The sequence below is a fragment of the Thalassotalea ganghwensis genome, from assembly GCF_053485795.1.
Genome location: NZ_JBQRUM010000001.1, coordinates 412,605 through 421,213 on the forward strand (window position 1 = coordinate 412,605; position 8,609 = coordinate 421,213).

Below are 8,609 nucleotides of genomic sequence, written 5' to 3' on the forward strand. Positions count from 1 at the left end.
TATTGATGAATTTTACCTGTAATTTATTTCCATTCACTTTTTTATTGTCATTGTGATGGGGTTCTTATGTTTCAGCGTTTAAGCGTGCGCTTGCTTTTACCAACCTTAATCGTTGCGGTATTTGCGATTATCTTAACAGCAACTTTTGCTGATAGTGCAGTTAAGTCAACAGTTATTATTGCCATCGTATTAACGGCTGGTGCGCAACTCATAGCGAGCTTTTTATGGATGCAGCGGGAATTAATAACTCGGCTTGACAATATTGAGCAATATATTGATTTGGTCATTAGTGTCGATCAGGCACCCCAAGGGCCGCTCGTGGATGAAGGAAATGATGAGTTAGCCCATATTGCCACGAAATTAAGTGCCTTTATCACCGACTTAGCAGACGTCGTTAGTAAAGTAAAAGAAGAGTCCGAGATGCTCAGACAGGGGGCGTCGGCGCTAACCAGTCAAATTAGTGATTCGGTAATTTCGGTGGATGCCTCATCAGAGCAAATATCGTTAATGGCAAATTCTATTGATCAAGTCGCATCTACATCAGCAGGCCTTAGCCAAAGTGCAGCACAAGTGAGCGAAACAGCAGAACAAGTGATTGAAGTCTTATCACAAGGGACTAACGCCTCAAATACTAGCCAACGGACGATAGCTGAGTTTGCTCGTGAAGTAGACACTATGGTTAATGACTTAGCACTTTTACAAGAAGAAGCGTCGAAAATAGGATCGGTTCTTGATGTTATTCGTGGCATTGCCGATCAAACCAACTTGTTAGCATTAAATGCTGCCATTGAAGCGGCGCGAGCGGGTGAGCAGGGCCGAGGGTTTGCGGTTGTGGCTGATGAAGTTCGAGCTTTGGCGTATCGTACGCAAGAATCAACCGTAGAAATCCAATCGATGGTTGAGGGCTTACAAGCAAAATCAAATAATGCGGTTAATGCCATTGCCAAAGGGCAAACCTTAACGCAAGAAAGTTTAACCCATTCTGAAGAAGTGGTTAGCGCGCTCTCGAAAATAGGGCAAGTATTTACCGAGGTAAACCAGTTAACTTCTCAAATCGCTGATGGTACTGAGCAACAGCAGCAATCTACCGCATCAATAAACGACAATATGGCTGAAATTGTTTCTAACAGTGGCGATATTACCGAAGGATTGAATATTGTCGCCGAGCATGCTGAACGCCAAAAAGCTGTCGCTGAAGAAGTCGATAATAATATTAAACGTATCTGTGTATAGTGTTTAGGATGTTCTCTCTTTAACAGTCATCGCTGACAGACTGTTTAGTTGATTGGATTTGGAGTTTATCTGACTGATAGTTATGAGCGACTTAGCCTCGTTTAGCCTTAGCTAAGTGAAGATCTGCCGACACACCTTTTCGGACATTCAGGTTAAAGAGACTTTTTCTCGATTATAGACATTGAAGCGGGGCTGACAGACCCTAGTGTGTCGCTTCTTGGAGTATTTAAAAAAGCGTCTTCACAGCTAATTGGCCACAATCATATAGCCTGCACCTCTCACGGTAATAAGCAAGCCTTTATCAAAATCCTTGTCAATTTTGTTTCTTAGTCGACTTATGTGTACGTCGATTACGTTAGTCTGTGGATCAAACCGATAATCCCAAACATTTTCCAATAGCATTGTTCTTGTTAACACTTGCCCTTTATGTTTTACCAAATATGCCAACAGACGAAACTCCCGTGGTTGAAGAGAAATTATTTTGTCGGCACGAGTTACTTTTCGTGACAGCATGTCCATTTTTAAGTCAGAAACTTCTAGAACGTTATTATCAGCATATCCTTTTTCACTTCTTCTAGACAAAGCATCAATCCTAGCTTTCAGTTCTATAAATGCGAACGGTTTGGTTAAGTAATCGTCTCCTCCACTATTGAGCCCTTCAACGCGGTCCGTTACAGCTCCAAGCGCACTCAAAACTATTATTGGTGTTTCAATACTTGCTGCGCGAACAGATCTAATGACATTTAGGCCGTCTAATTTTGGTATCATACGGTCTACAATAAGTAGGTCATAAGATTCACTTGTGGCCATATAAAGTCCGTCTGTTCCTGAAAATGCTTGATCAACTACATAGCCAGACTCAACTAGGCCTTTAGCAATGTAATTAGATACTTCTATATCATCTTCTATAACAAGTATTTTCATAAGTAGCTTTTAATTTGTGAGCACTAATTCAACGAGCTCTTTCAATTTACCATTAACGGCATTAATTTACTAAGCTAAAAGAAACCAAAATGACTCTGCTGAAACATGAATTTCAAATTGTAACGGGGTAGCCTGAAAATAACATTTCCTAATTATGACCATTTGGTAATGTTTGCATTGCGACAATTTAGCTACAATTTGAACGTCATGGCGGGAGTGCTGAAGAGAATTTCGTTCTTTGTTTGGGTGGAGTGTTTAATCGAATATCATGTTCAAATTACAAATATCAATCAAATATTTAGTCTTAGCACTCGTTATCTTCTGCGCTTTGATCTCTCTAATGCTAGTGATTAACTTACTATATTTTCCGGGTAAATCAGCAAGAGAAGAGCATATTGTTAATTCGTTAGATGTTTTAGTTGCTGCTTATAGCGATAAATACGAGCTAGAAGGCCTACCTAACTTTAAAGAAATAGTATCTGAAGCCAGCCTTGAGTCTGGACACTTGTTAGTTTCAAAGTCAGGTGAAATTCTGTCAATCTCTGAGAATTTAAAAAACGTGCCACTACCGCTTCCAATTCAAACAGAGATCGGTCAGTTTTCAATAACCTCAGAAAATAAACAAGTTAATGAGAAGTATTTCTTTTATAAATCAAAAATACTTTCAGGAGAAAACATCATACATGTAGCTCAAGATGTCACTGAATTTGAGATACAACGAATTGCTTTGGAGAAAATGTTTCTGATCTTTTTCTCGGTGTTGGGAGCGGCTAGTTTATTCTGTGCATTTTTGGGTTTTAGGTTTATTAAAAATATTGCCTCAATTAACGAAGTCGCTAAATCGGTTATTGCAACTGGCGATGTATCTGCGCGAATAAAAGCAAACTCGTCCACTATTGAGGTAACAGAGTTAGTGAATTCATTAAATTATATGTTTGAAAAAATTGAGACATTAATTCATGAAATTAGAGTCGTGTCTGACAATATTGCCCACGACTTGAGGACTCCGTTAACCAGAATTCGCCATCGTATAGATTCTTTAGATTTCGAGTCTGGGGGTACTAGAGAACAATTACTTTTAATTGAAGCCTTGAAAAAAGAGTCAGGTAACCTCCTTAACATTTTTAACGCCTTATTAAGTATTACCAATATAGAATCCGGAAACAGGCATAATATAAGGGATGGAGTTAATCTAGACGAGTTGATTAATGATGTTATCGAATTTTATGAACCATTGTCCTCCCAAAAACATCAGTCACTAACATCTTATTCCGAATCAATAACAATTCCAGCGGACAGAGATTTACTTTTTCAAGCTTTGGCCAATATTGTTGACAATTCCATTAAATATACACAGGAAGGTGGTGAAATTACGATAAGCACTTTTTTGGAAAAAGATCATGTCACACTAAACGTTATCGACAATGGTATAGGTGTGGATTCCGACGAATTGCAAAACCTGACAAAGCGGTTTTATCGTGTTGAGAAAAGCCGCAACCAACCCGGAAACGGTCTAGGTCTTAGCCTAGTATCAGCAGTAGTGACACTTCACAAAGGTAAAATTGCTTTTAATACACAGAATCCTGGACTAAAGGTTTCGATTACACTTCCAGTTTAGATGTTTTTTCTTCTTTAAGTTTGCTGCTTTTTACAAACATTACGAAACGGTAATTTTTTGAAAAGCTTTTGGAAAGGCCGCTCGTCTTAAAATATCTCAAAATAGATTTAATTGGGAAGTACAATGTCCAACAACCTTACAGCCAAGTTAATAGGCTTTTTGTTTATAGCAACTACAGTGACCTACATGGCAGGCACCCAAATGGTTGCTCCATTACTTGCGTCAGAGAATTTTTTATCGGATATCGCAGAAAATGCTAACTTAGTTTTTGTCTCAACTATTTTGCAACTCATTACCGGTTTAGGAGTTTTGGGCATCGGCATACTCGTTTATCCGGTATTTAAACCGTTTAGTGAACGGCTTGCGTGTTGGTATGTTTCCATACGCGCTATTGAATGTGTTTTAATTGCAATAAGTTGTATTGCAATAATGTCGGCATATGAGCTTGGCAAATCATATATTGATTCAGGACTTTCAGATGGAACAGCATATCAAGCAGCGATTGTTATTTTAACAAAGTCCATCCATTTCGGATTTCTTATTATGGCGATAATCTTGGGATTTGGTGGAATTGCTTTTTATTTTATGTTCTACAAATCAAAATTGATCCCTTCATTTATCTCTTGGTGGGGAGGTATCGCAGCAACGCTAATGATTACAGGCTTATTATTGATTTTGAGCGGCGTGGAAAACCCGATGATCTTAGCGCTCTTTCTACCAATGTCCGCAAACGAATTATTTCTCGGGGCATGGTTAATGACAAAAGGATTTTATCCTGTGGAAAGTACCGAGACATAGTTTACTTTGTTTTTGAGGAAGCAAGATTAAAAAAACACTTTACTGGGAGTACGTATGCAAGCATTTCAATACAATAGATACGGTGACGCTAGGGCTCTCTTTAAGAGTGAATTGAATACACCAAAGCCCAAGCCTGATGAGTTACTGATAAAGGTTGAAGCTTCTTCGATTAATGCATCGGACAAGGAAATGCTGTCTGCACAGCCAGCGATAATCAGGTTAATGGGACCGTTTAGGCCAAGATTTAAAGTTCTCGGTTCTGACATTGCTGGAACGGTATGCGCGAAGGGGGAAAATGTTAAAGGCTTCGAGGTTGGCGACCATGTTTATGGAGATATATATGGCCAATGGGGGGGGCTTTGCAGACTACGTCTGCGCTAAAGTAAAAGGAATTAAGCATATGCCTTCTGGAATGAACTTTCAACAGGCAGCGTCTTTACCGCAAGCGGGTGTGATCGCCTTAAAAGGTATTAAAGAAGGCAGAATAACGAAAGGGCAAAAGGTCTTAATTAATGGAGGTGGCGGGGGCGCAGGTTCATTCGCGATTCAAATGGCTAAATTTCTAGGCTCTGAAGTTACAGCGGTTGATACAACGTCTAAGCTTTCATTTATGCGACAAATGGGGGCAGATCACGTAATCGATTTTCGAAGTTACGATTTTAGCAAATGTGAAACCAAGTATGATTTTATTTTGGATTTGGCTATGCATAGATCTGTATTCGATTACCAAAAAAAGCTCAAACCTAATGGGCGTTTCGTTGTCGTTGGTGGTTCCATGAAACGCATCTTTCAAACCGTCTTCATCGGTGGTTTAATTTCCCTTTTTTCAAGCAAGAGAATGTATCTGTTGGGAGTAACTGTTAGTAGCAATGATTTAGTTGAGCTGGAGTCAACATTAGATGCCTGTGGATCAAAACCCGTAATAGATAGAGTCTTTCCATTTACAGAGCTTGTTGAGGCATTCAAATATTATGAGTCAAACACATCCGTTGGCAAGGTGGTAATTAGACATTAGTGTCTAACTTAGGATTTCCATTAATAAATGGAAATATAGTGCAGAATTTTTTGTGTCGGTTTCAGGTTTCCATCTCGTGGAAAAAGAGGCAATTTTTATGGCGTGGCTCGAAAGGCAAGGTTTAAAGATGCGTTTTGTCATTTTGGTGGGCTGGGCGTTTGCCCCTGCTTTATGATAGTCACAGGCGCTTTGTCTAAAGATTCTAGTGTTTAGGATGTTCTCTTTTTAACATTCATTTCTCACATACCATTTAGCTGAATAGACTTGGGCTTCATTAGTAGACCTTACAGCGAAAAAAGGACGGTCAGTATTAAGGATTTGATGGACTCCTCCACCTTCAAAGCAGCCAGTAAGCAATATTTTGGGAAGCAACTTGCCGATTTATTGAATATGTATGAACACTATTATTTAAAATGAGAGACGTTAATAATATCAGCTGTATTCTCAGCATCTCCTGCTAGGTAACTACATATCGCTAAATTGAATACAGGAAGTGCTGATTGGATAAAGTATTTTTCTGATAATTGAGCATACCGAGAGATAATTTCACACAATTCCTGATACATTTTTTCTCGCAATTCAACGCTCAGCGTTAATGGCTTGGCAATCATTAATTCACTTTGCTCCTCATCAGAGCCATAAAGTTCACTTATCCGCTTTAGCTGGTTGGCGACTTCCTTATGAATTACTTTACTTTCTGAACCAAACCCTAATGGTTCACTCACCCTAAAACTAATTTTTTGTTGAGCTGAAACTCTTATTAAATCGAGAGTCTCTAGCTTTCTAAGGTATAAATGTAATGACGCAGGCGTAAGCCCCCATTGTTGCTTTATTTCTTCCGGCGTTCTTTTTTGTTGAAATAACTCCATGAAGAAACTAAATAAATGGGGGTTTTTATAGAAAGCATTATCTTGCTCATCACTAATGATTGTGTGAGTTGCCTCTGTTTCATCGACAGTTTGCCAAATCTCGGAAAAATTAATTTCTGCTGCGTCACAGATGGCAAGCAATTTAGACATCGAGATATCTTCACTATTGAGTTGCCTTTTAACGGTTAACAACGAAATGTTTAGTCTATCAGCTATGGTTTGATAATTAAGTGGCTTAGCTTTAACTTGCTCTTTAACCAGCCTAATACAGGATGTTACTTTATTTTGATACTCATTCATTTTGCTAGGGTATCACAAATAGATACCTTTGGTTAATGGCTATTAGAGTTCATTTCAATCAATTAAAATGGTTTTAATAAAGAAATGGTTACACGGTAGTCGAAGAACAATGAATAATAATGTCATTTCAGGAGGTCGCCAGATATGTCAATTGCTGCATTGATATTAATCGGGCTGGCGATTATTGCGTGCGGAGTCCTATATCATATCTACACTTGGCTCCAAGTTGATCCAATCGCCGTAGATTCAGATGCAAGTGAAACAGAGCGAATAGCAGCCTTGGATAGCTGGCTTGAAAAACTATTTGATAAGTACAAGTTCAATGGTGGAGTGCTCATTATTCGAAACGGAAAGGTTCTACTTTCTAAAACTTGCGGGTTTACTGACCAATTTGCTACCCAGCAGCTGAACGAGCACTCTGCTTTTCAACTGGCATCTGTTTCAAAACAATTTACAGCCGCAGGTGTTCTTCGCTTAGCCGAGAAGGGACTGCTGAGGCTTGATGATCCAATAGCAGTGCATATTGATGGATTCAATTTTAAGAAGGTAACCATTCGCCACTTGCTCAACCAGACATCTGGAATTCCAGATGAGTACATGAAATTAGCGAAACAACACCGCAAAGGCACTGGGGCCGTGCTGACTAACTCAATGGTCGTCGAGTTGATAAAACGTTATTCTAAATTAACATACCAGCCCGGTGATATTATGGAATACAGCAATACCAACTACGTGTTGCTTGCGGCAATCGTTGAGGCCGTTTCGGGCATGAGCTTTGAGAAATTCATGTCAGAAGAGGTGTTTAAGCCACTTGGTATGAATGATACCCGCGTTTGGAACCTACTATCTGGTGAGCGCTCTTCTAATCAAGCCTGCGACTTCCTGTTGTTATTCAAAAAGAGGCTTGCTCACAAAATTCCTTGGATAGATGGCGTGACAGGAGATGGAGCGGTTTTCTGCAGTCTCAATGACTTCGTTATCTGGGATCAATTCTGGTACGGTAATTCACTAATATCTGATGCGCTACTTCAAGAAGCGTTTAAACGCCCATTCTTGAACGACAGAACCCAATCAGACTATGGATTCGGCTGGTTCTTAGCGCCAAAATGCCATTGGCACACCGGCGGGTGGCTTGGCTCAAATACATACATTGCTCGATATCCAGAGAGTCGCAGCGCTGTAATAGTCCTAGATAACTCATCTAATTTTTACAGGTCGCAAAAAATTGTAAATACAATCGAGAGTGTCATTCAAAACAACCAAACAGATGAAGCAAGTCTGGTCGAACCTGAAATCAATTGATAACGCAGATCTTATAGCGGTGTAATGTTACGAAAGTTGTCATCACATATCATGATTCAACCGTAAGCTTTGATGAAAAAGCAGGCGAGCGAGGTTAGATTTTTTGAAGCTGTAAAGTTCGCTTCTGACTGTAAGATCACTCAATGGACGTAACCCTCTGAATTTAATAATGCTATTGGCTATGAAGAGCGAAGAACAGGCATTATATTTCTTATCTCTACACTGTTTTTATTTTCAGGTTGATGAACTTCCAACATATTCAGGAAAATGAGCAATTTGCGCATATTTGTTCTCAGGCCACTTTGCCAATTTAAAAATATTTTATTAGCTAGCAAAAGGTTAGCTAATTTGATAAAAACGTAGTAATCAGAAAAGTGAGCTATTGCGTGGTAGAAATATGCGCGATTTGCGCACTATTAAATTGTTAGGCATACAAGGAAGGTTTATGTATCATCAAAAAGTTTTATTCGTACTTTGTCTTTTTTTCTTCTCATTTGATTCTGTAGCGGACAAGCCTGTTAAGATTGGAGTAACTTGGGATGTCACAGCA

Annotated in this window: 8 protein-coding genes; 6 read left to right on the forward strand and 2 right to left on the reverse strand. The window is 39.2% G+C overall.

The window, feature by feature from the left end; genetic code table 11:
* Nucleotides 1-66 precede the first annotated feature (66 nt).
* Nucleotides 67-1,233, forward strand: a complete 1,167-nt coding sequence (locus tag ACSLUH_RS01830; RefSeq protein WP_448563984.1) for a methyl-accepting chemotaxis protein — start codon at nucleotides 67-69, stop codon at nucleotides 1,231-1,233.
* Between the two features lie 246 nt (nucleotides 1,234-1,479).
* On the opposite strand, the gene ACSLUH_RS01835 is transcribed toward ACSLUH_RS01830, so the two are convergent.
* Nucleotides 1,480-2,157, reverse strand: coding sequence for a winged helix-turn-helix domain-containing protein (locus tag ACSLUH_RS01835; protein WP_448563986.1), 678 nt, complete (start codon nucleotides 2,155-2,157; stop codon nucleotides 1,480-1,482).
* A gap of 268 nt (nucleotides 2,158-2,425) precedes the next feature.
* Here ACSLUH_RS01835 and ACSLUH_RS01840 point away from each other — a divergent pair, with 268 nt between their 5' ends.
* The 4 genes from ACSLUH_RS01840 to ACSLUH_RS01855 all read left to right on the forward strand — a co-directional run bounded on the left by ACSLUH_RS01840 (nucleotide 2,426) and on the right by ACSLUH_RS01855 (nucleotide 5,588).
* Nucleotides 2,426-3,775, forward strand: a complete 1,350-nt coding sequence (locus ACSLUH_RS01840; protein WP_448563988.1) for a sensor histidine kinase — start codon at nucleotides 2,426-2,428, stop codon at nucleotides 3,773-3,775.
* A gap of 123 nt (nucleotides 3,776-3,898) precedes the next feature.
* Nucleotides 3,899-4,573: a DUF4386 domain-containing protein gene (locus ACSLUH_RS01845; RefSeq protein WP_448563990.1), complete on the forward strand. Its 675-nt coding sequence runs from the start codon at nucleotides 3,899-3,901 to the stop codon at nucleotides 4,571-4,573.
* 54 nt (nucleotides 4,574-4,627) lie between these two features.
* Nucleotides 4,628-4,954 carry an alcohol dehydrogenase catalytic domain-containing protein gene (locus ACSLUH_RS01850; protein WP_448563992.1) on the forward strand — a complete coding sequence of 109 codons (327 nt, stop codon included), beginning with the start codon at nucleotides 4,628-4,630 and terminating at the stop codon, nucleotides 4,952-4,954.
* On the forward strand, nucleotides 4,914-5,588 hold the full coding sequence (locus tag ACSLUH_RS01855) for an NAD(P)-dependent alcohol dehydrogenase (protein WP_448563994.1): 675 nt from the start codon (nucleotides 4,914-4,916) through the stop codon (nucleotides 5,586-5,588). Before ACSLUH_RS01850 ends, ACSLUH_RS01855 begins: the two co-directional genes overlap by 41 nt.
* Nucleotides 5,589-5,992: 404 nt before the next feature.
* Here ACSLUH_RS01855 and ACSLUH_RS01860 read toward each other — a convergent pair whose 3' ends face one another.
* A complete protein-coding gene (locus ACSLUH_RS01860; protein ID WP_448563996.1) occupies nucleotides 5,993-6,757 on the reverse strand; it encodes a hypothetical protein in 765 nt (254 codons plus the stop codon).
* A 144-nt stretch (nucleotides 6,758-6,901) separates the two neighbouring features.
* Here ACSLUH_RS01860 and ACSLUH_RS01865 point away from each other — a divergent pair, with 144 nt between their 5' ends.
* Nucleotides 6,902-8,059 (forward strand): serine hydrolase domain-containing protein, encoded by a 1,158-nt coding sequence (locus ACSLUH_RS01865; protein ID WP_448563998.1) that lies wholly within the window; start codon nucleotides 6,902-6,904, stop codon nucleotides 8,057-8,059.
* Nucleotides 8,060-8,609 lie beyond the last annotated feature (550 nt).